The organism is Pantoea ananatis LMG 2665 (genome assembly GCF_000710035.2).
GTDB classification, from domain to species: Bacteria; Pseudomonadota; Gammaproteobacteria; order Enterobacterales; family Enterobacteriaceae; genus Pantoea; species Pantoea ananatis.
Genome location: NZ_JMJJ01000007.1, coordinates 220,357 through 243,549 on the forward strand (window position 1 = coordinate 220,357; position 23,193 = coordinate 243,549).

Genomic DNA, 23,193 nt, shown 5'->3' on the forward strand with positions numbered 1-23,193 from the left:
TAACCCGGAAATAGCGCAACGCGCTCATCAGAAGCGTGACTATTTCGCCTGCAACGCTGTTGAGCTTCAGGTCAACAGAAGAGGAGATGTCGCCTCATGTGCAAATCAGCTGTAAATCTTGCGCTCATGATGAGTGTTAGCGGAAAGGACACCACCAGGGCGCAGGAGCGTAAAGACGTTGATGTACTGCTTATTGGCGCAGGCGTCATGAGTGCTACGTTAGGAACCTGGCTTCAGGATCTGGAACCTGACTGGTCCATCGAAATGGTGGAGCGGCTGGGACACGTAGCGGAAGAGTCTTCAAATGGCTGGAACAACGCGGGTACAGGCCATGCGGCGCTGGCCGAGTTGAACTATACGCCTCAGCGAGCCGATGGCAGTATCGATATCGCCAAAGCCGTTGCGATTAACGAGTCATTCCAAATTTCTCGCCAGTTCTGGGCTTATCACGTTCAGAAAGGCAACCTGCATACGCCGAAAAGCTTTATTCACAGTACTCCGCACATGAGCTTTGTCTGGGGCGATGATAATGTCTCGTTCCTGCGCAAGCGCTTTACTGCCTTACAGAAAAGCACGCTGTTCCGCGGCATGGCTTACTCTGAAGATCCGCAACAAATCGCACAGTGGATTCCGCTGGTCATGAAAGGCCGTGCGTCGAATCAGAAAGTGGCAGCAACCTGGACAGACATGGGCACCGACGTCGATTTCGGTGAAGTGACGCGCCAGCTGATTGCTTCCCTGGAGCAAAAAGCCAACTTCCGTTTACGGATGCATCAGGAAGTGCGCGAGATTACCCGCCTTAGTGATGGCCGCTGGCAGGTGACGCTCGTCTGCATGAAAGAGGGTACACGGCGCACGTTGACGGCTGGAAAGATCTTTATTGGCGCGGGCGGTGCGGCGCTGCCGCTGCTGCAGAAGGCCGGTATTCCAGAAGCCAACGGCTATGCGGGCTTCCCGGTTGGCGGTTCCTTCCTGGTCACCGAGAATCCAGACGTCGTGAAACAGCACATGGCGAAAGTCTATGGCAAAGCCAGCGTGGGCGCGCCACCGATGTCCGTGCCCCATGTCGATACGCGTGTGCTGAACGGCAAGCAGGTGCTGCTGTTTGGTCCCTTTGCGACCTTCTCGACCAAATTCCTGAAGCAGGGCTCGCTGCTGGATATGTTTGCCTCACTCAACAGCACCAACGTAATGCCTATGATCAAGGTCGGACTGAAAAGCTTTGATCTGGTGAAATACCTGATGGATCAGGTGCTGCAAAGTGACCGCGATCGTATGGATGCACTGCGTGCTTATGTGCCACAGGCGAAACAGGAAGACTGGCGCCTGGTGACGGCCGGGCAGCGCGTGCAAATCATCAAGAAAGATGAGAAAGAAGGCGCAGTGCTGCGTTTAGGCACGGAAGTGGTGTCGTCCGAAGACGGCTCTGTCTCAGCGCTGCTGGGTGCCTCGCCAGGTGCCTCGACCGCCGCGCCGATTATGCTGGAGCTGCTGCATAAGGTCTATCCGGAGCAGATGGCGTCGCCAGAGTGGCAAAATAAAATCCGTGCCGTGGTGCCGTCCTGGGGTCGTAAGTTGAATGGCGATGTGGCGCTGACTGAAAAAGTACTGGCAGAAACCAGCCGTATCCTGCAGCTCAAATACACGCCGGTTACGCCAGTGGCTGCCAACGATGAAGGCCGTGAAACCGCCTATGTCATAGGCAAATAACCCACGGCAGCTCGCAAAACATCATCGCTACGTGCGCATTCGTGGCGATGATGTGCCGGAAATCCAGAACGAAACGTCGCCCTTGACGACCGCGTCAGGCCCACCGAACTAGAGAAGCCTGAAGGCATCGACCAGCATCCAGATCGTGGTCGCCACCAGCGACAGCGCCATCAGGCTGTTAAACAGCTGGCGTTTCCAGTTGATTTGCAGGTGACCGCGCAGGCGGTCACCCAGCGCAGCCCACAATAAAATGCACGGCAGATTGAGCAACATAAAAGCCCCCATCACGGTCAGCACGCCACTGCTGGCGCTGTAGAGCAGTGCCACGTTGCTGGCCATTAACCAGGCTTTTGGATTGATAGCCTGAAAACAGGCCCCACCCACCAGGGTCATGGGCTGCGGCTTTGCACGCGCTTCGGGGGCATTCGCCCGAAATATTTTCCATGACAGCCATAACAAATAACCACATCCCACCAGCGTCAGCGGCAGACGCACAGATGCCATCCAGTGCAGCAGGACTTCCAGCGCCAGCCCCGCAATGGCGGTTTGTAGCGCACAGCCAATCAAAATGCCAAACACCATCGGTAACGTGCGGCGCATACCAAAGTTAACACCGGAAGTGGCGAGCAACAGATTATTTGGCCCCGGCGTAATCGACATCACGGTGACATAACTAAAGAAGGAAGGATCGAGCATAGTGGCGTTCCTGATGAAAGAGAAAACACCATGCTACGATCAGAAAAGCTATGGTAACAGAGACAAGAAATCGCTATTTTGATGGGTACAATCAGAACTGATTCCAACTGTACCTGTTACCTGCGGAGGCAATTGTGTCCCCTGAAACTCAGTCCGAGCACAGGCTTTATCAGCAACTGGCCGACAGCTTTGCCGAGGCCATTCACAAGGGCACGCTAAAACCGGGCAAGCGCTTACCCGCCATCCGGCGCGTTGCTCAGTCACATCAGGTCAGCGTGAACACCGTGCTGAATGCCTGGCAGCTGCTGGAGAATCGCGGTCTGATTGAGGCGCGCCCGCAATCGGGCTACTACGTGCGCGGCGTGCTGCCGGTGGTGACGCGAGATGCCCAGCACTCTGCCCGGGTGGTTCGCGATCCAGGCAACGAGAAGCTGGACTTGATTGATAAGGTTTTCGCCGCACAAAATCATCCGGATTACACCAATATTTCGCTGGCCTGTCCGCAGGACAGTGACCTGTTTCCGTCAGCCAGACTGGCGCGCATTACGGCCTCTCTGCTTCGTCGCGATCCACAACTTATTGGTCGCTACGCGCTTCCGCCGGGTAGTGAGCGCTTACGGGAGGAGATTGCGCGACGTGCCTTGCATAGTGGCCAGTCGCTCGCCGCCGATGAGATCACCCTTACCCATGGCTGCATGGAGGCACTTCAGCTGGCACTCAGGGCGGTGACCCGGCCGGGTGATTGTGTCGGTCTGGAATCCCCCACCTATTTCTTCCTGTTTCCCCTGCTGGCATCGCTGGGCCTAAAGGCACTGGAGATTCCTACCGATCCTCAGCGCGGCCTGTCGCTGGATGCACTTGAGATGCTGCTCCAGGAAAAGCGTATTCAGGCGCTGGTTGCCATGCCCTCTGCGCAGAACCCGCTGGGCTTTGGAATGTCGTTGCCCGACAAGAAAAGGCTCGCAAAGTTAGTGAACACTTACAACGTTCCTTTGATTGAGGACGGGCTTTACGATGAGTTGCAGTTTGACTGGCCGCTGTCTCCTACGGTTAAGTCATTCGATCAGCATGGCTGGGTGCTCTACTGCACCAGTTTCACGAAAACCGTTGCGCCCGATTTTCGCATCGGCTGGATTGCAGCCGGCCGCTTTCATGATGCCATTGCACGCCTTAAAGCCGTGTCATCCATGGCGGAATCGGCCCTGCTGTCTGAAACGCTGGCAGAATTTCTTGCCAACGGAGGCTACGACCACCATCTGCGCAGCCTGCGCCGTAGCTATGCCAGCAATCTGGATGAAGCGCGCGGTTTGATTGCGCAGCATTTTCCTCAGGGTACCCGGGCTACGTTACCGCGCGGCGGCTTCGTTTTTTGGGTCGAACTGCCCGGCAATGTGAATACCACAGAGATGTTTACCCGTCTGTTGAAAGAGCAGATTTGTGTCACGCCAGGTGCACTGTATTCGCTGAGCGAGCGCTATAACCATGCATTGCGCCTCTCATGCTGCTATCCATTTGATCAGCGCTATGTTCGCGCCATCATCCGCGCGGGGGCGGTTGCCTGCGAACTCGCTGGCCTGCCGCCGGGCCGGGATCAGGGCGTGCCATTACGTCCCCAAATGGTATAGCCATGCCGTTCAGTGAGGCGTTCGTAGTAGGTCCGCACGGCCGGTAAATCAGGATGGTCAAGCGGCGTTTCAAACCAGCGGTTAACGGCCAGCCCAATAGGGATGTCCGCCAGACTGAAGTTGCGCCCGGCAACGTAGCGACCGGTATGTTCCAGCTGCTGATTGAGGATGCCCATGGTGTGGGACCAGCCTTTACAGGCGGCGGCCAACAGTCTTGGGTCCTGGTGGGCGGGCGAATTACGCACCAGTGACATAAACGCATAGCGCCATGAGGTGTTAAGTTCCGTCGACTGCCAGTCCATCCACTGATCCACCGGCGCACGCGCACGCGGATTGTCGGGATAGAGCCAGTCGCCACCGTAGGCGGTGGCCAGATAGCGTAGAATGGCGTTGGACTCCCACATCGTCAGGTCTTCATCAATCAACACCGGGATCATGGCGTTAGGATTAAGCGCGATAAATTCAGGAGAGTGCGTGGATTTGTACCCTTCTCCCCACTCTTCACGTTCGTAGAGCAGGTCCAGTTCGTCACACAGCCAGAGTACTTTGCGCACGTTGATTGAGGAGGCGCGTCCAAGAATTTTTAACATAGCAGGCTCCATCCAGTTGCTTAACTTATTCATAGCCCTGTTAACTGACATAAGCAATTGCCGGAGCAAGAAAAAACATCTTTACCTCATTCACAAGGAGTCAAAATGCACGTTGCGTTTAAACAAGTAGATGTATTTACTTCGGCCGCGTTTAACGGCAATCCCCTGGCCGTCATCATGGATGCACAAGGTCTGGACGACAGCCAGATGGCGGCCATCGCACGCTGGACTAACTTATCTGAAACGACCTTTGTCCTGCCGCCGCAGGATAATCAGGCCGACTACCGCGTGCGTATCTTCACCGTAGAGGGCGAACTGCCCTTTGCCGGCCATCCGACGCTCGGTACCGCTCATGCTTTACTGGAAGCGGGCTTCCAGACAAAAACGCCGGGGGTAATAATTCAGGAATGCGGCGTAGGCAACGTGAAGATAAAAATTGCCGACGACAGCACGCTGGCCTTTGCCGCGCCAAAAGCCACCTTAACACCGTTTCATGATGCGCTTATCAGCGCGGCGCTCAACAGCCATGCGCTCGATACCGCGCAGGATGCCGTGGTGGTCGATATGGGCATCCGCTGGCTGCTGATCCCGATGATCAGTGCCGATGCGGTCCTGGCAATTAAGCCTGATATTGCGGATTTACAGCGGCTTGTCCATCACGCCAACGTCACTGGCATTATGCCATTCGGTCCACTGCCCGCAGGAGAAGCGGAACAGTACGAGGTTCGCGGCCTGATAATTGAGCATGGAAGCCTGACCGAAGATCCGATCACCGGCAGCGCCAATGCCTGTCTGGCACGTTACTTCGCCGCTCAGGGCAAGACGCAAAATTATCGTGTCCGTCAGGGTACTCAGGTAAACCGACAGGGACGCGTGACGGTGGAATATCAGGGCGATACGATCTGGATCGGGGGGAAAACCGTGACGGTGATAGAGGGCACCATCAGGCGCTAACCCGGAAGCTGGCACAAGGGCGGCAAAGCCGCCCTAAAATTACAGCGCCTGACCACCCGATGCTTCGATACGCTGCGCAGTGATCCAGCTGGTTTCCTCACTGAGGATAGCGCAAACGGCATCGCCGATATCGTCTGGCAGGCCCACCCGGCCCAGGGCGGTTAATGCGGCGATAGTGTCATTGACCGTTTTATCATCGCGCACGCGCCCGCCGCCAAAGTCGGTCTCAATGGCACCCGGCGCCAGGATGTTAACGCGAATGCGCCGCTCGCCCAGTTCTTTAGCCTGATAGCGCGTCAGCACTTCCATCGCGCCCTTCATTGAGGCATAGGTTCCGGAACCGGGGTACGTCAGGCGGGTTAATCCGCTGGAGATATTCAGAATGCGCCCGCCGTCTGCTATCGCAGGCAATAGCGTCTGAGTCAGGAAGTAAGGCCCCTTAAAATGCACATTCATCAGCGCATCAAATTCAGCCTCGGTGGTCTCAATAAAAGGTTTATAGTGCCCATGGCCGGCATTGTTCACTAAATAATCAAATGTCTCACGCTGCCAGTGCTGTTGCAGTGCATTTTTCACTTCAGACATGAAACGATCAAACTGGCTCAGGTCGCCGACATCCAGCTGGAGCGCCACTGCGCGGCCGCCTACGCTTTCAATTTCCCTTACCACGCCCTGCGCTTCATGTTGATGACTGCGGTAGGTCAGAATGATATCCCTGCCCTTAGTCGCCAGTTTTACCGCTGCATTCCGGCCTAAACCGCGATTAGCGCCCGTGATCAAGACGATTTTACGATTCATGTTGATTTCCTGTTGCAAAATTGAACACAGGTTGAGGATATTCTTTAATAATTGTTCTATAAACGCTTAAGAACGAGCAGCACTGTTCCACTTACAACAACAATCGGCAGGCCATATGGATAAAATTCATGCAATGCAGGTTTTCGTCAGAGTTGCAGAGATGGGCAGTTTTACGGCAGCAGCAGAAAGTCTTGGGCTGCCAAAAGGAAGCGTCTCGCGACAAATTCAGGCGCTGGAAAATCAGATGGGAACGCGTCTTTTGCACCGCACCACTCGTCGGGTGCAACTTACCCAGGATGGCTTAGTTTATTACGACCGCTGTCTGGATTTGCTGTCGATGATTAGTGATATGGATAGCCTGTTCCAGCACGATCCCGCCACTTTAAGCGGTAAGCTACGGGTGGATATGTCCGCCGCGATGGCGACCGATCTGATCCTGCCCCGCCTGCCAGAATTTTTGCAGCATTATCCCGGCGTTGAAATCGAGCTCAGCAGCAACGATCGCCAGGTTGACGTTATCCGCGAAGGGTTTGACTGCGTGATCCGCGTTGGCGAGCTGAAGGATTCGGGCCTCATCGCCCGCCGTATCGGCACCCACACCTTAATTAACTGCGCCAGCCCTGGCTATCTTTCACGTTTTGGCCGGCCGATTCGGCTTGAAGAGCTGTCGCAGCATGCCATGGTGCATTACAGTCAGCAGCTCGGCCAGCCTGCCCAGGGCTTTGAGTTTTTCGATGGCAAGCAGTGCCACTATGTGCACACCGGCGGGGTTGTCACCGTCAACAGCACCGAAACCTATCGCGCGGCCTGCCTCGCGGGGCTGGGCATTATCCAGGTGCCGACCGTGGGGATTCACAAATATCTGGAAAGCGGTGAGTTGGTGGAGGTGCTGCATGCCTTCCCGGCAAAACCGATGCCGATTCATTTACTTTATCCCCATCGCCGTAACGTCGCCCGTCGCGTTCGGGTATTTATGGAGTGGTTAAGTCAGGTGCTTCAGGAGTATGTCACCTGAGAGGCTATAATGTGTTTTTTACGTTTAACAGGAAGTGAATGTCTATGACAGACGAACAGGACAACGCAAAAGACGCACAGTCACCCAAACCACTGATTGATATCAAAACAGGCAACAAGTCTGTCGATCGTTCGATCGTGCGGGTTTCACGTTTTGCCACCTGGTTTCAGGCCATACCCGCCGTTGCCCATTTTATTCGTGCGCTTGACCGGTTTAACGATCGTCTCGGTAGCCAGTTTGGCGCAGCCATTACCTATTTTTCATTTTTATCATTAATCCCGATTTTAATGGTGTCCTTTGCCGCCGTGGGTTTTGTGCTGGCATCGAATCAGGATCTGCTGACCGATATCATCAACAAAATCGTCAGCAGCATCAGCGATCCCTCACTGGCAACGACCTTGAAAAATACCGTCAACACGGCCATTCAACAGCGCGCGACCGTGGGGATTACGGGTCTGCTGTTGGCGCTATATTCGGGCCTGAACTGGATGGGCAACCTGCGGGAAGCGATTCGCGCTCAGTCGCGTGACGTCTGGGAACGCCAGCCTGACGATAAAGAGAAAATCTGGAAACGCTATATTCGCGACTTCTTATCGCTGACAGGATTGATGCTGGCTCTGGTCATTACCCTGTCGTTAACCTCTGTCGCAGGCTCTGCCCAGGCGATGATCGTGAGCGCGTTAGGTCTGGATGGCATCGAATGGTTACGTCCTGCGCTGACAATTATCGCGACCTCGATTTCCGTAATGGCAAACTATTTGTTGTTCCTGTGGATTTTCTGGATTTTGCCTCGCCATAAGCCCCGTAAGAAGGCGCTGCTGCGCGGTACGCTGCTGGCGGCAGTGGGTTTCGAAATCATCAAGTTTGTCATGACGCTGACCTTACCAAAACTGGCCACCTCGCCCTCAGGTGCCGCATTTGGGTCGGTATTGGGATTAATGGCCTTCTTTTATTTCTTTGCTCGTCTGACGCTGTTTTGCGCCGCATGGATTGCCACCGCGAAATACAAAGACGATCCGCGTATGCCGGAAAAAGGCGCGCTAACCACTCACAAATGACAATACTGCGTTAAACCAGCGTAAAATATCCCCCTCCGGTTATTTATTCATCAACTTACAGGATGAATAACTGAGGGGTCACTTTTCTTCAGCGCTTTCTTAGAGTATCTCGCCATATTTGCGTCACTTAACGCTGCCATTCTCCGGCATTTAACACATCACAAAAATTTTCCACTTTTGCCGGCGCAACGTCGCTAACCACGCGGCTTTCCGCCATTGAATGCCGTTATACAGGTGCGTAAGATTCCCTATCTGTCATTAAAAATAAGAAACATTTATGCAAGCCTCCATCTCAGAACCGCTCGATCAGCAAAACGATCCCACGCCAGTAAACTCACGAAGTAAAGTGGTTATCGCCTCGCTGGTTGGCACCGCTATCGAATTCTTCGATTTCTATATTTATGCCACCGCAGCCGTCATCGTTTTCCCTCATATCTTCTTTCCTCAGGGTGATGCGACCGTCGCGACGTTGCAGTCGCTGGCCACCTTTGCGATTGCGTTCATCGCCCGTCCCATCGGCTCTGCCCTGTTTGGTCACTTTGGCGATCGCGTAGGCCGTAAAGCCACCTTGGTTGCCTCACTGCTGACGATGGGGATCTCGACCGTGGTTATCGGTTTATTACCCAGCTACCAGAGCATTGGCGTTCTGGCTCCGCTGCTGTTGGCGCTGGCGCGTTTTGGTCAGGGGTTGGGCCTGGGCGGTGAGTGGGGCGGCGCAGCCCTGCTGGCGACGGAAAATGCACCTGCCAAAAAGCGGGCGCTGTACGGCTCCTTCCCGCAGTTGGGCGCACCGATTGGCTTTTTCTTTGCCAACGGCACCTTTCTACTGCTCTCCTGGCTGCTGACCGATGAGCAATTTATGCAATGGGGCTGGCGCGTCCCTTTTGTTCTGTCTGCCGTACTGGTCTTGATTGGTCTGTACGTACGCGTATCGCTGCATGAAAGCCCGGTATTCGCCAAAGTACAGAAAGAGAAGAAACAGGTACGTGTGCCGATTGCCTCGCTCCTGAGCAAACATCTGACGGCAACGATACTTGGCACCTTTATCATGCTTGCCACCTATACGCTGTTTTACATCATGACCGTTTACTCAATGAGTTACGGCACCGCCGCCGCACCAGCCGGACTGGGTATATCCCGTAACAGTATGCTGTGGATGCTGATGATGGCGGTGATTGGATTTGGCGTGATGGTGCCGATTGCGGGCCTGCTTGCTGACCGCTTTGGTCGCCGTAAAACCATGATCGTCATTACGCTGATGATTATTGGCTTTTCATTCCTGTTTCCGGCCATGCTGGGATCCGGCTCTCAGGCGCTGGTGATGGCGTTCCTGCTGCTGGGCTTGAGCATTATGGGGCTGACGTTTGGCCCGATGGGTGCGCTGCTGCCTGAGCTGTTCCCGACTGAAGTGCGTTATACCGGCGCATCCTTCTCCTATAATCTGTCGTCGATTTTAGGTGCGTCGGTTGCGCCCTATATTGCGACCTGGCTGAACGCGCACTATGGCCTATATGCTGTCGGATTGTACCTGGCTTCCATGGCTTTTCTGACGCTGATTGCACTGATTGCCTGCAAAGAAACCCGGCATCAAACGCTGTATGAAGTGTGATACCCGATAACGTTAAAGACACTCAACCCGGCTCAGGCCGGGTTTTTTATCGTTTCCGATCACGCTATTTCGCTTTAAGCCAGGCCATAAAATCGTCGATAAAGACACGGGTTTTTAGTGGTAACAGACGGTTGGGTAAGGTAATGGCGTAAGTGGTCATTGAGAGCGTATTTTCAATCCGCCAGTCTGGTAACACGCGGCGTAACTGCCCGTTGAGCAAATAACCATTTGCAATAAAGGTGGGGATTAACGCAATACCCACACCCTGCAATATCGCATCGATCATGGCATCACTGTTATTTATCATCAGCCGGGGCGTAAGTGTAACGCTCTCCATCGTGTCGTTTAACCAGAAACGCCATTCACCGCGAAACTGTGCGTCGTCAGGGAAGAAAATATTATGCTGTTTGAGGTCGCCCGGCATATCAGGCAGCCTTTGATCGTAGTGCTCTGCACATACTAAAACATAGTCAACAGGCATTAATGCCCGCGCTACCATATTGATGGGTGGCGTATCCGTGACGCGTAATGCCAGGTCGTACGACTCATGCGTGAGATTAATCAGATGGTCAGTGAGATTGAGCTCAATATTGATTTCAGCATAGCGTCGCAGAAAACCAGGCAGGAACGGCGTCAGTAAAATCTTCCCAAGCGTTGTCGGCGCAGTAATACGCAGTAACCCCTTAGGGACATCGCTGTAACTGTCTGCCTGAGAAAACAGGGATTTAGTTGCGGCGATAACTGATAAAGCCTGGTGATATATTTCCTGCCCGGCCTCGGTCACAGCGAGCGCGCGCGTCGAGCGGGTAAAGAGTAAAACATTTAGCCTTTTTTCCAACCTGTCTATCATACGACTCACTGAAGACGGCGTCATGGATAGCGCTCTGGCAGCTGAGGAAAAGCTACCACTTTCAACCACCTGAACAAACAAAACCAATCCAGGCAAGACTTCCGTTAATTCATTTATGTTCTTCACGCACAGCTCTTTTGCATCTCAACTATCTAGCCAAGCTAGCACTGAACAGTATGATGTTCAACAGAGGTTTACATCCGTGAAACCTTATTATTCTTAATACTTTAATTACAGGCTAGCTATGTTTGAACATGCAGTAATCAAACGCATTGAACAACATGACGTATTAAATGTTGGTGTGAGTTTAGGTTTTAAAGGCCTTTCGCAGCGCGACCCCCTCAACAACAGCTGGAATGGATTTGATATTGATTTGGCACGCGCTGTGGCTATCAGCGTACTGGGAGACGGCGGCAAAATCCATTTTATACCTTTGCAATCGGCTGATCGCTTCCAGGCCCTACGTGATGGCGTCATCGATCTTGGCACCTTTAACGCTAGCGTGACCTTTCAGCGCGAAGCGGAGTACGGCATTAATTTCCTACATCCGATGTTGTTTGATGGGGAAGTGCTGATGACTCCGCGCAGTAACCTCACTGAAGAAACGCCACAAGCCAGGTTCACTCGTCAGCGTCGTATTGCTGCGATGCGTGGCTCAACAACTGAAGAGAACCTCACTCGCTATTTTGATGAACTTAACCTGCCCTGTGAGATTCTGCTATTTGACTCTCCGCAGCAAGCGAGGCAAGCCTACGAATCAGGAGAATGTGATATCTACTGTCTGGATGGTTATCTGCTAGCGGGTGAACATCACCAGTTAACAGACAGCAGCCAACATCTTATCCTGGACGATCGCATTTCACTTGAGGCAATGGCACCCGCCGTTAGCGCCAGTGATTCACAGTGGTATATTGCGACAAAATGGGTTATGCGCGCACTGATTGAAGCTGAGAATCTGGGTATTACCCAAAAAAACATTTTAGAAAAAAGTGATAATCCTGAGGGTTATTTAAAAACGTTTCTCTATCCCGATGTGAATTTGTGTTCGCAACTCGGTCTACAACCTGACTTTATTAGAGAGATAATACGTAAAATTGGCAACTATGGTGAGATTTTTGAGCGTAACCTGGGTAAAAACTCAGAATTAAAACAACAGCGCCGCGACAATAAACCTTGGGCGGAAGGCGGAATGCTCTGGTCACCTCTTTTTATTTGATTTCTTAAATTCAATGGCATGGAAACATTATGACTGATTTACTGACCTTAGAACCTACGCAAACAATATTAACGGGTTCAAAAAAAACAAACTTTGGCTATCTGGAATCAACAGATGGCGTTATTAACTTCTCCATTGTTAAAAACATTATTCTTAACGGCCATCATCATGGCAATGTTTTATATGTTATTCGTAATTACGCATCAAAAGCCGTGTGCGAAAAACTTGCAAAAAACTTTGATTACAGGGTCACCCAAAGTGGAGGGAATCGCGCTGACGATGGCTTTGTTTTAACCAATCAGATCGGTGCAACGCAGTTTTCGCGTAATGGTGAACAATATATTCATGAGGTCAATCGTGTGAATCAAAGCGTCGCCGACCTGATGAAAGCAACCAGCGCAGAAGATAGTGAATCACTTTTCCTCAACCTGACGCTGGAAAAAGAATTTTTAGAACGAGGTATTCATTTTGGTCCGGCACGATTCAAAAACGGCTATGCCTGTTTTGCAACCTTTCGTCGCTGGCTTGATAACGGTGTGATGTCACTTATGCCACATGAAGATATGGCACAGGTTGACTTTGCAAAAGAAGACGGCTTTGAGATTGCGAATACTCAAACTGTAACAGCCTATAATGTTTGTCTGGAAGCTGCGCAGGGTGGTGGCCAACTTAAAATCTGGAATCTCATTCCTGACCAGGTGTGCCGTGAAACACTTGGCGTAACACGAACAGGTTATCCTTATCCACCCCATCTGTTAAATGAAACCGAATCCCTTTCTGTTCAGCTCAATGCTGGCGATCTTTACTTTATGAATGCTTGTCACTTACACGGCGTAAGCAGTGTAAGTGAAGGAAGCCGACTCACTGCTGGACGATTTATTGGAAAACTGAATGACCGTAAGGTGGTTTACTGGACATAGCTTATGGAATGTATTTGAAACTATCCTTTTAATGCAGAGATAAATAAATGATGGAATATGCAACGCATCTCTCCAGGCAAGGCTATGCCTTTATTCCCGGTGATTATTATCGTTCAATTGAAGCCATGCAGTTTTCGAATAAAGAAGATTTCTTAGATGAGCTGGAAGAATTAAAAAAAGGCTATGAGAATTTACTTCTTGATCCTTATTCGCCAGGAAACCGCTGGCGCGGTTATGCTCAATGCAAAAAAAATGAAAAGGGCGAATTAACCTTTGGAAAATTCAACCCTTATAAACAAACAAAAGCTTTTAATCCTGATACTGGTGATATTGTTCGCGATTATCCGCTATTGCCTGAAGCGATCACCCGCAATCGTCTGTTTCAAACGCTGTTGCACGATGATTTATCGTTAGTAGACGCTTATGAAAGCATTGGCCCTGTCGACAGCCTGACCATTGGCATTCATTTTTTTCGTTATCAGGCCACGGAAAATGAGCCTGCTTATAGCTCGCCCGTCTGGCTGCATAAAGACGATGAAGACGTGGTGTTTGTGCATATGATTAATGCCTCACCGAATATGCTGGGCGGAGACAGTCTGATTGCCAGCCATCCTCGCAGCATTGATCGCGTGCTGCGTCTGGAACAGCTTTTTGACACCTTAGTGGTTAATCACGACAAACTTCATGCCGTCACTCCCGTTGGCGCACGTGAAAACAGTGGCCCTGCTCAACGCGACATCATTCTGATCACGTTTCAGAAAAACGAGGAGAAGACAGCATGTCCGGTCTGAAGCTTAAAGCCATTATCACGGGGGCATCCAGCGGAATTGGCCGCGCGCTGGTCAAGGCTTTCCTGGACAAAGGTTATCAGGTTGAGGGTATCGATCGTTCATCATCGGAATTTAACGATACGTCAGCCTATCGCCATCATCAGCTGGACGTGACTGACTCAGTCAGCCTGGCTGCACTTTTCGAAACTCTGGAGTACGGCGAGGCTAATAACGTTCTGATTAACTGTGCCGGTACGCGTGAAATTTGCAGTATCGCGGATTTAACGCTGGCGCAGTGGGAATCCGTTTTTGCCCTTAACGTGACAGCCAGTTTTATAGCAGGTCGTGCTTTTTGCCAACAGTTGGTAAACCAGAACCGCCCCGGAAATATGGTTAATTTGGCCTCCGTTTCAGGATTGATGGGCGAGCCTGATCGAACGGCTTATGTCTCATCGAAACATGCCGTCATTGGACTGACGAAACAACTGGCACTCGAATACGGCAAACACGGTATTCGTGTCAATGCGATTGCGCCCGGCGTTATTCGTACGCCACTGACGGAGTCTTATTACCACGATGACTCGCAGCTTGAAAAAATTAAGCGTGGCCAGTTTTTACCGGTACTGGGTGAGACAGGTGACGTTGCCGAAGCGGCACTTTATCTGACCGCCCCGGAGAATCGTTTTGTCACAGGTTCAACACTGGTCATCGATGGTGGCTGGACGCTGGGAAAAGATCTTTAACTTTCTTGGGTCAGATAAACGGCCCAACCTCTTTGCAGGAGAAGCAACATGGATAAGCGTTATATATTAATTTTAGGCGGTGAGTTTTCCCTTCGTGAACGTGTATTAGCAGGTGCACTGCGCGCAGCAGGCGGAATGCAGGTGCTCACCATGGCAAAAAATCGTACCAATGCCGCAATCAAATTTTTTGACGGCTATTTGTCAGGTGATGTCGCCGATGAAAACGCCGTATTGGATGCAGTAAAAGCCCATGAAGCCTCAACCGGATGCAAACCCGCCGCGGCTATCCCCATGAATGATTTCACTGTCCGCGCCGCCAGTCTGGTGGCTGAACATTATCAGCTTCACGGTAATAGTCGTCAGACTATTCATAATTGCCGTGACAAGTTTGTCATGAAGCAACTGCTGGAGAAGGCCGGATTACCGGTGCCACGTTTTGCCGCATTCAGTACGCTGGAAGAACTCAGACACCATATTCGTGATATTGGGCTGCCTGTCGTTATTAAGCCCCGTGAAATGGCAGGTAGTCTTGGTGTTCTGAAGATTACCCGTGAAGAGGAGATTGAACCGAGCTTTGCCAGAAGTGTGGCTGACGTCATCTCACTTAACGGTGAATCCTATGCTCCCGAAGACCTGTTCCAGGTGGAAGAGTACATTCCCTCCCTTCAGGAAGTCAGCGTCGAGGTAATAAATCAAGGTGACTACCACAAAGCTATTGCGGTAACGGATAAATACCTGGGCGAGGAACCTCATTTTGTTGAAGTGGGGCACAGTGTCCCTTCCGTTCATGCCAGTAACGCACAGTTGCGGGATATCGCGGAGCGCGCCTGTCATGCCCTGGGCATTCATTATGGCGTGGCGCATTTTGAAGCGCGAATTACCCCCGCCGGAGAGATCAAAATCATTGAAGTGGGTGCCCGCACCGGCGGCGACACGATTATGGATCTGGTTGAACGGAGCTATGGCATTAATCCTTATGAGCTGCATGTAGCAAGCCATTTAAACGCGCTTAAACCCCTTGCAGAACCTTTAGTGCCGAAAGGCCTGAGTGCAGTGGCCTTTATAAAAGCGCCTGTCGGCACAATTGAGAAAGTGACACTTCCTGCCAGCCTTCCTGATCACATTGTGAATATGCAGATCACCGCAAAACCGCTGGATACATCGAAGAAGCTCGAGTCCTGGAAAACACGTGAGGGATCGGTAGAGTTTTTTTGGCCCAGCCGGAAACCGGAAACCGGTTTTAATGAGCATCTACGCACAGCGGATGACCTGGCGACTACGCTCTTTACCTTACGCCAGGCGTAATTATTTTTGAGCCGCTGCAAAGCGGCTTTCAAGCAGGAGTACCCTTATGTCTGCTGAAAACTTCGGTTTAAAGCGCTTCGTTTTTTCCCGTTTTGTCGGCGCGTTGTGCGATCAGTTCTTACTGTTTGCTGTTCCTCTGGCTATTCTCAAGGCGACAGGGTCGCTTACGCTTTCATCCCTGGCCTTTGTCATTGAATGGCTGCCACGCATTATTTTCTTCCCGTTATCAGGATTTATGGCTGACCGCATCAAGCCCCGTTTCATCTTTTTCAATGTCGATGCTCTTCGTGCCTTACTGATGGGGGCCGTCTTCGCCCTTCTTTACTGGTATCCGGGGTCAACTTTTCCGGCCCTGGCCGCGATGATGGCTTTGTTGTCTGTAGCCTATGTACTCAACTTTGTGGCCACGGATGCCCTCTTGCCTCGTCATTTGTCCAGTGAAGCCTTGCCGAAAGCCCACTCCATGCTCCAGGGCGTCGATCAAATCACTATGGTATTGGGGCCTGCTATCGCGGTTGCGATTTCTTCGTGGGGCGGCATCGACAGCATTTTGATCGTCGCAGCTGTTCTGTTTGCCATTTCGGCTATTAATTATCTTTTTTTGGAAACACACGATCTAGATGTGACGGAAAAGCTAGGGTTTCATACCTTACTGGCATCTAACCGAACGGCATTGCACGTGCTCAAGAAAAACAAAATACTGCTGCATCTTTGCGCCCTGACCTGGGTCGTGAATCTGGTTTACGGCGCGGCGCTGGTCGTGAGCGCAGCGGTCATTTTAAAAGAGTTCAACCTGTCCGATCGCTACTTTGGCGCCTTGCAGACAACAGCAGCTCTCGTCACTATCGTGGCATTCTTCTTTGTTCCCAGGTTTGCCAGCCGCTTTGGTTTGTCCACGTTGGGAACATTTTCGTTTTGCGCCATGATTCTTGCGGGTGCCATAATGTCGCTGTCCGTTGATTACGCAATGTATCTGGCAGGCTATGCTGTGCTGATGGCTTTTGACGGTGCATTCAGTGTTTATTTGCGCACGTTGAGAAGCCAGGTCATTCCTAAAGAACATTTAGGGAAAACCATGGGAATTATTGGCTTGATGAACATGTGTTCAGTACCGGCGAGTGGGGCTGTGGTATCGCTGCTGTCCGGGCATTTTATGCCGCTGCAAATCATTAGCATTATTCTGGTTGCCGCATTAGTGTTTGGCTTGCTTTTGATTTTCTTCGGGCGCCGTGTCTTTGGCTATAAAAGTTTATTACCCCCAGTGATCGTGTCAGAGCCATCCTGTTAACTTTTTTCATACCTGAATTTTCATAACAAGCCGCAGGCTTAATACATAAAAAGGGCGCAGCCAGATGGCTGCGCCCTTTTTGCATGTGCTGTTTTGCTGAAAACAGTGGCGGTGCGGCTTAGCCCGCAACCGCGATGCGTTTCATATCCGTCATGTAGCCACGCAGTTTGCGACCTACCTGCTCGATAGGATGCTGACGAACGGCTTCGTTAACGTCGCGCAGCTGTGCGTTATCCACCTGAGTGCCTTCAATGGCTTTGCCCAGATCGCCCGGCTGCAGCGTGGTCATGAACTCTTTCAGCAGTGGAACGGCCGCGAAGGAGAACAGGTAGTTACCGTACTCAGCGGTATCAGAAATCACCACGTTCATTTCGTACAGGCGCTTACGGGCAATGGTGTTGGCAATCAGCGGCAGCTCATGCAGCGATTCGTAGTAAGCCGACTCTTCGATGATGCCTGCATCAACCATTGTTTCAAATGCCAGCTCAACGCCCGCTTTGACCATCGCAACCATGACAACGCCTTTATCGTAATACTCCTGCTCTTCGATTTTGCCATCGAACTGAGGTGCGGTTTCGAACGCGGTTTTACCGGTCTCTTCGCGCCAGGTCAGCAGTTTCTTATCGTCGTTAGCCCAGTCGGCCATCATGCCCGCAGAGAAATCGCCGGAAATGATGTCATCCATGTGCTTCTGGAACAGAGGGGCCATGATGCCTTTCAGCTGCTCAGACAGCGCGTAAGCACGCAGTTTGGCCGGATTCGACAGGCGATCCATCATCAGCGTAATGCCACCAAACTTCAGGGATTCGGTGATGGTTTCCCAGCCAAACTGAATCAGTTTTTCGGTGTATGCCGCATCGTGACCTTCTGCCACCAGCTTGTCGAAGCACAGCAGAGAACCGGCCTGCAGCATGCCGCATAGAATGGTCTGCTCACCCATCAGGTCAGATTTCACTTCCGCAACGAAAGAGGATTCCAGCACGCCAGCACGGTCGCCACCGGTAGCAGAAGCCCAGGCTTTGGCGATAGCCATGCCTTCACCTTTTGGATCGTTTTCCGGGTGAACCGCGATCAGCGTCGGAACACCGAAACCACGCTTGTATTCTTCACGCACTTCGGTACCGGGGCACTTCGGCGCAACCATGACAACAGTGATGTCTTTACGAATGGTTTCGCCCACTTCAACAATGTTGAAACCGTGTGAATAGCCCAGCGCGGCACCGTCTTTCATCAGTGGCTGTACAGCCTGAACAACGGCGGAGTGCTGTTTGTCCGGCGTCAGGTTGACCACCAGGTCCGCCTGTGGAATCAGTTCTTCGTAAGTGCCAACTTTAAAACCATTTTCTGTCGCTTTACGGAATGAGGCACGTTTTTCAGCAATCGCTTCTGCACGCAGCGTATAGGACACATCCAGACCCGAATCACGCATGTTCAGGCCCTGATTCAGACCCTGAGCACCACAGCCCACAATCACAATCTTTTTGCCTTTCAGGAAGCTGGCGCCATCCGCGAATTCGTCACGCCCCATAAAACGACATTTGCCCAGTTGCGCTAACTGGTTGCGCAGATTCAGTGTATTGAAGTAATTAGCCATGGGTACTCCGGTTAAATGTTGTGTTTGCTTTTGTCTGATGACGGCATAAGGTTCAGCGCCGCGAATGACCCCATCATATGACAGGATTTCTGTTGCTTAAATTGATATATTAACAACGTTACATTGCAATAATTGCAATGCCGTCCTGAGGTGGACCCCCTATGGATTTACGCGATCTCAAATTGTTTTTGCATCTGGCAGAAAGCTGCCATTTTGGCCGCACCGCACGCGCCATGCACGTCAGCCCTTCCACGCTGTCGCGCCAGATCCAACGCCTGGAAGAGGATGTGGGCCACGCCTTATTTCTGCGCGATAACCGCACCGTGGCGCTCACCGAAGCGGGCGAAAGACTTAAGCTGTTTGCCCAACAAACCTTACTGCAGTATCAACAATTGCGCCATGCTATGGATCTCAATGGTCCTTCACTTAGTGGTGAACTGCGCCTGTTTTGCTCGGTGACCGCCGCGTACAGCCATCTGCCCCCTATTCTGGATCGCTTTCGCGCCGAGCATCCTCAGGTCGAAATCAAACTCACCACCGGCGATGCGGCGGATGCGATTGAAACGGTGCAGTCGGGCAATGCAGACCTGGCTATCGCGGGCCGGCCTGAGTCGCTACCGGCCAGCATCGACTTCACCACGCTGGGGCTGCTGCCGCTGGGGCTGATTGCGCCTGCGCTGCCCTGCCCGGTACGCAGTCAGGCAACGGAAGAGGCACCTGACTGGACGCAGATTCCGTTTATTTTGCCCGAGCAGGGGCCGGTTCGTCGGGCCATTGAGCTGTGGTTTCGTCGTCACCGCATTGTTAACCCGTTGATTTACGCCACGGTTGCGGGCCATGAAGCGATCGTTTCCATGGTGGCGCTTGGCTGTGGCATTGCCTTGTTGCCGGATGTGGTGCTGGAAAACAGCCCTGAGCCGGTACGTAACCGGGTGTTACCGCTGGAGAACGTGGAGTCCGTTGCACCGCTAGAGCTGGGGGTTTGCGTACAAAAAAAGCGGCTCGGGGAGCCGCTTATCAGTGCGTTCTGGCATCAGTTGTAGTTACTGACCGGCCAGGAAAAAGCGGAACGCCGGGTTATGGGTTTCGTCGTGGAAATCATAGCCCAGGTCAGTAAGGTGCTCTTCAAAACGTGGCTCATCGCTGCCGAGCTCAAACGCCGTGAGCACCCGACCATAATCCGTGCCGTGGCTGCGGTAATGGAACAACGAGATATTCCAGTGCGTGCCCAGCGTTTGCAGAAACTTGAGCAACGCACCCGGCGCTTCCGGGAATTCAAAGCTAAACAAACGCTCACGCAGCGGCTTGGAAGGCCGTCCGCCCACCATGTAACGCACATGCAGTTTCGCCATCTCATCGTCAGACAGATCCACCACCTGATAGCCGTTTTCCGTTAACTGACTAATGATCTCTGCTCGCTCTTCCATCCCGCGCGTCAGGCGCACCCCCACAAAGATGCAGGCTTTGTCGGTGTCGGCATAGCGATAGTTGAATTCGGTAATCGAGCGACCACCCAGCGTCTGGCAGAACTTCAGGAAACTGCCCTGCTGTTCCGGTATGGTGACGGCCAGAAGCGCTTCACGTTGTTCACCCAGCTCGCAGCGTTCAGAAACATAGCGCAAGCCATGGAAGTTAACGTTAGCACCCGACAACACGTGCGCCAGGCGCTCGCCTTTGATGTCATGCTGCTGAACGTATTTCTTCATGCCTGCCAGCGCCAGCGCCCCTGAAGGCTCCGCCACGGCGCGCACATCTTCGAACAGATCTTTCATGGCCGCGCAGATCGCATCGCTGTCCACGGTGACGATATCGTCGAGAAATTCCTGACACAGGCGGAAGGTTTCATTACCGATGCGTTTCACCGCCACACCTTCGGCAAATAATCCCACGCGCGGTAAATCTACCGGCTCACCGGCGTCCAGCGCTGCCTTCAGGCAGGCTGAATCCTCTGACTCTACGGCAATCACTTTGATTTGCGGCATCAGCTGTTTGATCAGGACGGCCACACCGGCAGCCAGACCACCACCGCCCACCGGGACAAAGACCCGATCGAGATGGGCGTCCTGCTGCAGCAGTTCCATCGCCAGCGTACCCTGTCCGGCAATAACCGCCGGATGGTCAAACGGTGGGACAAAGGTGTAACCCTGCTGCGTCGCTAACTCAATAGCTTTAGCTTTTGCCTCATCAAAGTTGGCACCAAACAGGAAGGCTTCTCCGCCAAATGCACGCACGGCATCCACCTTAATGTCGGCAGTGGCAAGCGGCATCACGATCAGCGACTTGATGCCCAGCTTCGTGGCGGATAAGGCAACGCCCTGAGCATGGTTGCCCGCAGACGCGGTGACGACGCCGCGTGCTTTCTGCTCTTCGTTAAGTCCGGCAATCATCGCGTAAGCACCGCGCAGTTTAAAACTGTGCACCGGCTGGCGATCTTCTCGCTTGACCAGAATGGTATTGCCCAGTCGCGCAGAGATTTTTTCCATCTTCTGCAGCGGGGTAACCTGTGCCACTTCGTATACTGGTGAACGCAATACAGCGCGCAAATACTCGGCGCCGCAGGGCGCCTCGGGTAGCGGTTGAGCCTCAGCCATTTTAGCCTCCCAGCTTACTCTTATCGCGCACGGCACCTTTGTCGGCACTGGTGGCAAGCGATGCATAGGCGCGCAGGGCAAACGACACTTCGCGCTGACGGTTCATCGGCGTGTAAGCGGCATCGCCACGTGCTTCCTGCTCTTCACGGCGCGCGTGCAGTTCATTATCCGGCACGGCCAGCTTGATGCCGCGGTTAGGAATATCAATTTCAATGGTATCGCCATCTTTAACCAGCGCGATGGTGCCGCCATTAGCTGCCTCGGGTGAGGCATGACCAATGGAGAGGCCAGAGGTACCGCCAGAGAAGCGACCGTCGGTGATCAGGGCACAGCTCTTACCCAGCCCCATCGATTTCAGGTAGGTGGTGGGATACAGCATTTCCTGCATGCCCGGTCCGCCTTTTGGCCCTTCGTAGCGAATCACAACCACGTCACCTGCCACCACTTTGCCACCGAGGATGGCTTCTACTGCGTCATCCTGGCTTTCATACACTTTGGCCGGGCCGCTGAAGGTCAGAATCTCTTTATCGACGCCGGCCGTTTTCACGATACAGCCATCTTCGGCGATGTTGCCGTACAGCACGGCCAGACCGCCATCCTGAGAATAGGCGTTTTCGCGCGTACGGATACAGCCTTCAGTACGGTCATCATCCAGCGTATCCCAACGGCAATTCTGTGAGAACGCCTGGGTGGTGCGGATACCGGCCGGGCCCGCGCGGAACATGTCCTTCACGGCCTGATCCTGGGTCAGCATGATGTCGTACTGATCGATCGTTTCACGCATGCTTTGCTGCAGGATGTTGCGTGCGCTGGTGTCAATCAGTCCGGCACGATCCAACTCGCCGAGAATACCGATCACGCCACCGGCGCGGTGCACATCTTCCATATGGTATTTGGGAGTACTGGGTGCGACTTTGCACAGCTGAGGCACTTTGCGCGACAGGCGATCGATATCAGAGATATTGAAGTCGATCTCGCCTTCCTGCGCGGCAGCCAGCAAGTGCAGCACGGTATTCGTTGAGCCGCCCATGGCGATATCCAGCGTCATGGCATTTTCAAACGCAGCCTTAGTGGCGATGTTACGCGGCAGCATGTTGGCATCGTCCTGCTCGTAATAGCGTTTGGTCAGGCTCACGATGCGCTTACCGGCGTTGATAAACAGTTCTTTACGGTCGGCGTGGGTGGCCAGCAGAGAACCGTTACCCGGTTGCGACAGGCCCAGCGCTTCAGTCAGGCAGTTCATGGAGTTTGCAGTGAACATGCCTGAACAGGAGCCGCAGGTCGGACAGGCGGAGCGTTCAATCTGCTCGCTGTCGGCATCGCTGACGTTCGGGTTAGCGCCCTGGATCATGGCATCCACCAGATCCAGCTTGATGATCTGATCGGAGAGCTTGGTTTTACCGGCTTCCATCGGGCCGCCAGACACAAAGATAACCGGAATGTTAAGGCGCAGTGACGCCATCAACATGCCGGGGGTGATTTTGTCGCAGTTTGAGATGCAGACCATGGCATCGGCACAGTGCGCATTCACCATGTACTCGACGGAGTCAGCAATCAGTTCCCGGGAAGGCAGAGAATACAGCATGCCGCCATGGCCCATGGCAATACCGTCATCCACCGCTATCGTGTTGAACTCTTTGGCCACGCCACCAGCCGCTTCGATTTGCTCGGCAACCAGCTTACCCAGATCACGCAGGTGAACGTGGCCCGGCACAAACTGGGTGAAGGAGTTCACGACGGCGATAATCGGTTTGCCGAAATCATCGTCGGTCATTCCTGTTGCGCGCCAGAGGGCACGGGCACCGGCCATGTTGCGGCCGTGGGTGGTGGTAGCGGAACGGTACTTAGGCATGCTCTTTAC

20 protein-coding genes are annotated in these 23,193 nt (G+C 52.8%); 13 read left to right on the plus strand and 7 right to left on the minus strand.

Going from position 1 to position 23,193, the window contains the following annotated elements; all coding sequences use genetic code 11:
* The first annotated feature begins 96 nt into the window (after positions 1–96).
* Positions 97–1,710 (plus strand): malate dehydrogenase (quinone), encoded by a 1,614-nt coding sequence (gene mqo, locus EL29_RS17290; protein ID WP_028715908.1) that lies wholly within the window; start codon positions 97–99, stop codon positions 1,708–1,710.
* A gap of 108 nt (positions 1,711–1,818) precedes the next feature.
* Here the strand turns inward: mqo and EL29_RS17295 are convergent, their stop codons facing one another.
* On the minus strand, positions 1,819–2,406 hold the full coding sequence (locus tag EL29_RS17295; RefSeq protein ID WP_013027645.1) for a LysE family translocator: 588 nt from the start codon (positions 2,404–2,406) through the stop codon (positions 1,819–1,821).
* A 134-nt stretch (positions 2,407–2,540) separates the two neighbouring features.
* On the opposite strand from EL29_RS17295, the gene EL29_RS17300 reads away from it, so the two are divergent.
* Positions 2,541–4,031, plus strand: coding sequence for an aminotransferase-like domain-containing protein (locus EL29_RS17300; protein ID WP_013027646.1), 1,491 nt, complete (start codon positions 2,541–2,543; stop codon positions 4,029–4,031).
* Here EL29_RS17300 and EL29_RS17305 read toward each other — a convergent pair.
* The gene (locus EL29_RS17305) at positions 3,998–4,621 is read right to left on the minus strand and encodes a glutathione S-transferase family protein (RefSeq protein WP_014604785.1); all 624 of its coding nucleotides are present in this window, start codon (positions 4,619–4,621) and stop codon (positions 3,998–4,000) included. The two genes, EL29_RS17300 and EL29_RS17305, sit on opposite strands and share 34 nt — an antisense overlap.
* 105 nt (positions 4,622–4,726) lie before the next feature.
* Between EL29_RS17305 and EL29_RS17310 the strand changes: the two genes are divergently transcribed.
* Complete coding sequence (locus EL29_RS17310; RefSeq protein WP_015699332.1) at positions 4,727–5,575, plus strand: PhzF family protein; 849 nt, start codon at positions 4,727–4,729, stop codon at positions 5,573–5,575.
* 39 nt (positions 5,576–5,614) lie between these two features.
* Here the strand turns inward: EL29_RS17310 and EL29_RS17315 are convergent, their stop codons facing one another.
* A complete protein-coding gene (locus tag EL29_RS17315) occupies positions 5,615–6,373 on the minus strand; it encodes an SDR family NAD(P)-dependent oxidoreductase (protein WP_015699331.1) in 759 nt (252 codons plus the stop codon).
* 115 nt (positions 6,374–6,488) lie between these two features.
* Here EL29_RS17315 and EL29_RS17320 point away from each other — a divergent pair, with 115 nt between their 5' ends.
* The 3 genes from EL29_RS17320 to EL29_RS17330 all read left to right on the plus strand — a co-directional run bounded on the left by EL29_RS17320 (position 6,489) and on the right by EL29_RS17330 (position 10,055).
* A complete protein-coding gene (locus tag EL29_RS17320; RefSeq protein WP_013027650.1) occupies positions 6,489–7,388 on the plus strand; it encodes a LysR family transcriptional regulator in 900 nt (299 codons plus the stop codon).
* Positions 7,389–7,426: 38 nt separating this feature from the next.
* Entirely contained in the window at positions 7,427–8,446 is a 1,020-nt protein-coding gene (gene yhjD, locus EL29_RS17325) for an inner membrane protein YhjD (protein WP_014594860.1), read from the plus strand.
* 277 nt (positions 8,447–8,723) lie between these two features.
* Positions 8,724–10,055: an MFS transporter gene (locus tag EL29_RS17330; protein ID WP_013027652.1), complete on the plus strand. Its 1,332-nt coding sequence runs from the start codon at positions 8,724–8,726 to the stop codon at positions 10,053–10,055.
* Positions 10,056–10,119: 64 nt separating this feature from the next.
* Here EL29_RS17330 and EL29_RS17335 read toward each other — a convergent pair whose 3' ends face one another.
* Complete coding sequence (locus EL29_RS17335; protein WP_013027653.1) at positions 10,120–11,031, minus strand: LysR family transcriptional regulator; 912 nt, start codon at positions 11,029–11,031, stop codon at positions 10,120–10,122.
* A 118-nt stretch (positions 11,032–11,149) separates the two neighbouring features.
* On the opposite strand from EL29_RS17335, the gene EL29_RS17340 reads away from it, so the two are divergent.
* The 6 genes from EL29_RS17340 to EL29_RS17365 are packed head-to-tail and all read left to right on the plus strand — an operon-like array spanning position 11,150 to position 17,147.
* Positions 11,150–12,121 carry an amino acid ABC transporter substrate-binding protein gene (locus EL29_RS17340; protein ID WP_014594862.1) on the plus strand — a complete coding sequence of 324 codons (972 nt, stop codon included), beginning with the start codon at positions 11,150–11,152 and terminating at the stop codon, positions 12,119–12,121.
* Positions 12,122–12,150: 29 nt separating this feature from the next.
* Positions 12,151–13,041: an L-isoleucine 3(1)-dioxygenase gene (gene hilA, locus EL29_RS17345; protein ID WP_014594863.1), complete on the plus strand. Its 891-nt coding sequence runs from the start codon at positions 12,151–12,153 to the stop codon at positions 13,039–13,041.
* 47 nt (positions 13,042–13,088) lie between these two features.
* Positions 13,089–13,832 (plus strand): 3(1)-hydroxy-L-isoleucine 4-dioxygenase HilB, encoded by a 744-nt coding sequence (gene hilB, locus EL29_RS17350; RefSeq protein WP_013027656.1) that lies wholly within the window; start codon positions 13,089–13,091, stop codon positions 13,830–13,832.
* Complete coding sequence (locus tag EL29_RS17355; protein ID WP_013027657.1) at positions 13,820–14,554, plus strand: SDR family NAD(P)-dependent oxidoreductase; 735 nt, start codon at positions 13,820–13,822, stop codon at positions 14,552–14,554. The genes hilB and EL29_RS17355 overlap by 13 nt, the downstream gene beginning before the upstream one ends.
* A gap of 48 nt (positions 14,555–14,602) precedes the next feature.
* A complete protein-coding gene (locus EL29_RS17360) occupies positions 14,603–15,859 on the plus strand; it encodes an ATP-grasp domain-containing protein (protein ID WP_028715909.1) in 1,257 nt (418 codons plus the stop codon).
* 46 nt (positions 15,860–15,905) lie between these two features.
* Positions 15,906–17,147 carry an MFS transporter gene (locus tag EL29_RS17365; RefSeq protein WP_028715910.1) on the plus strand — a complete coding sequence of 414 codons (1,242 nt, stop codon included), beginning with the start codon at positions 15,906–15,908 and terminating at the stop codon, positions 17,145–17,147.
* Between the two features lie 118 nt (positions 17,148–17,265).
* On the opposite strand, the gene ilvC is transcribed toward EL29_RS17365, so the two are convergent.
* Positions 17,266–18,741, minus strand: a complete 1,476-nt coding sequence (gene ilvC / locus EL29_RS17370; RefSeq protein WP_013027660.1) for a ketol-acid reductoisomerase — start codon at positions 18,739–18,741, stop codon at positions 17,266–17,268.
* Between the two features lie 161 nt (positions 18,742–18,902).
* Between ilvC and ilvY the strand changes: the two genes are divergently transcribed.
* Positions 18,903–19,784 carry an HTH-type transcriptional activator IlvY gene (gene ilvY, locus EL29_RS17375; RefSeq protein WP_013027661.1) on the plus strand — a complete coding sequence of 294 codons (882 nt, stop codon included), beginning with the start codon at positions 18,903–18,905 and terminating at the stop codon, positions 19,782–19,784.
* Here the strand turns inward: ilvY and ilvA are convergent, their stop codons facing one another.
* Positions 19,785–21,332, minus strand: coding sequence for a threonine ammonia-lyase, biosynthetic (ilvA, locus tag EL29_RS17380; RefSeq protein ID WP_014604779.1), 1,548 nt, complete (start codon positions 21,330–21,332; stop codon positions 19,785–19,787). It lies immediately after the preceding gene.
* Position 21,333: 1 nt separating this feature from the next.
* Positions 21,334–23,184, minus strand: a complete 1,851-nt coding sequence (gene ilvD, locus EL29_RS17385; protein WP_014604778.1) for a dihydroxy-acid dehydratase — start codon at positions 23,182–23,184, stop codon at positions 21,334–21,336.
* Positions 23,185–23,193: the final 9 nt, after the last annotated feature.

Bases quoted from the DNA above. Each gene is read 5' to 3' on its own strand.
- ilvC (WP_013027660.1), bottom strand. From the start codon at position 18,741: ATGGCTAATTACTTCAATACACTGAATCTGCGCAACCAGTTAGCGCAA.
- EL29_RS17340 (WP_014594862.1), top strand. From the start codon at position 11,150: ATGTTTGAACATGCAGTAATCAAACGCATTGAACAACATGACGTATTA.
- hilB (WP_013027656.1), top strand. From the start codon at position 13,089: ATGATGGAATATGCAACGCATCTCTCCAGGCAAGGCTATGCCTTTATT.
- EL29_RS17330 (WP_013027652.1), top strand. From the start codon at position 8,724: ATGCAAGCCTCCATCTCAGAACCGCTCGATCAGCAAAACGATCCCACG.
- yhjD (WP_014594860.1), top strand. From the start codon at position 7,427: ATGTCTATGACAGACGAACAGGACAACGCAAAAGACGCACAGTCACCC.
- EL29_RS17295 (WP_013027645.1), bottom strand. From the start codon at position 2,406: ATGCTCGATCCTTCCTTCTTTAGTTATGTCACCGTGATGTCGATTACG.
- ilvA (WP_014604779.1), bottom strand. From the start codon at position 21,332: ATGGCTGAGGCTCAACCGCTACCCGAGGCGCCCTGCGGCGCCGAGTAT.
- EL29_RS17305 (WP_014604785.1), bottom strand. From the start codon at position 4,621: ATGTTAAAAATTCTTGGACGCGCCTCCTCAATCAACGTGCGCAAAGTA.
- EL29_RS17310 (WP_015699332.1), top strand. From the start codon at position 4,727: ATGCACGTTGCGTTTAAACAAGTAGATGTATTTACTTCGGCCGCGTTT.
- hilA (WP_014594863.1), top strand. From the start codon at position 12,151: ATGACTGATTTACTGACCTTAGAACCTACGCAAACAATATTAACGGGT.
- EL29_RS17360 (WP_028715909.1), top strand. From the start codon at position 14,603: ATGGATAAGCGTTATATATTAATTTTAGGCGGTGAGTTTTCCCTTCGT.
- EL29_RS17320 (WP_013027650.1), top strand. From the start codon at position 6,489: ATGGATAAAATTCATGCAATGCAGGTTTTCGTCAGAGTTGCAGAGATG.
- EL29_RS17365 (WP_028715910.1), top strand. From the start codon at position 15,906: ATGTCTGCTGAAAACTTCGGTTTAAAGCGCTTCGTTTTTTCCCGTTTT.
- ilvY (WP_013027661.1), top strand. From the start codon at position 18,903: ATGGATTTACGCGATCTCAAATTGTTTTTGCATCTGGCAGAAAGCTGC.
- EL29_RS17355 (WP_013027657.1), top strand. From the start codon at position 13,820: ATGTCCGGTCTGAAGCTTAAAGCCATTATCACGGGGGCATCCAGCGGA.
- ilvD (WP_014604778.1), bottom strand. From the start codon at position 23,184: ATGCCTAAGTACCGTTCCGCTACCACCACCCACGGCCGCAACATGGCC.
- EL29_RS17315 (WP_015699331.1), bottom strand. From the start codon at position 6,373: ATGAATCGTAAAATCGTCTTGATCACGGGCGCTAATCGCGGTTTAGGC.
- mqo (WP_028715908.1), top strand. From the start codon at position 97: ATGTGCAAATCAGCTGTAAATCTTGCGCTCATGATGAGTGTTAGCGGA.